At 66.3% G+C, this 680-nt stretch carries 1 protein-coding gene; it reads left to right on the top strand.

The genetic code is table 11. The features are described from left to right. Positions 1-186: 186 nt before the first annotated feature. Positions 187-680: alpha/beta fold hydrolase (locus NS334_RS16365; protein ID WP_153002792.1), on the top strand; the 494-nt coding region annotated here is incomplete at its 3' end.

The following is a 680-nucleotide window of genomic DNA, read 5'->3' as shown; positions in this document are numbered from 1 at the left end:
ATCAGCACGAAGCTCGCGGCGATGATGGTCAGACCGAGACGCACCATCCAGCCGGGCAGCTCTGCAATCCTCGCGTGGCGCATGCGGTAGGCATCCCCTGGGCAAAGTTGCTATCGTCACGACAACGACTGCCAGCATACAGCCAAATGCGCTGGTTGTACGGCGATGCCCAACAGGTGAACTCAGATGGAAGCCCTCTCCGACGTCCCGCTGCCCTCCACCATCCGCTCGCGCTATGTCGACGGGATCAACGGCCTGCGCATGCATGTGCTCGAAGCCGGCTTCGAGACGTCGGGCCGGCCCTGCCTGTTGCTGCTGCACGGCTTTCCGGAGCTGGCGTTTTCCTGGCGCAAGGTGATGCCGAAGCTTGCCGCGGCCGGCTATCACGTCATCGCGCCGGACCAGCGCGGCTATGGCCGCACGACGGGCTGGAGCGCGGATTATGACGGCGACCTCGCCGCCTTCCGCCTGCCCAACCTGGTGCGCGACGCGCTCGGGCTGGTCGCGGCGTTCGGCTACACGCATGTCGATGCCGTGATCGGGCACGATTTCGGCTCGTCGGTCGCGGCGTGGTGCGCGCTGATCCGCCCCGACGTGTTCCGCACCGTGGTGATGATGAGCGCACCGTTCTCGGGTCCGCCGTCGCTGCCGTTCAACACCGCCAATGAACCCGCGAAGCC

It is taken from the genome of Sphingomonas endophytica (genome assembly GCF_001476895.1).
GTDB lineage: Bacteria > Pseudomonadota > Alphaproteobacteria > Sphingomonadales > Sphingomonadaceae > Sphingomonas > Sphingomonas endophytica_A.
The sequence above is the reverse complement of the archived record's forward strand: the minus strand, read 5'-3'. Positions and strand labels throughout refer to the sequence as shown.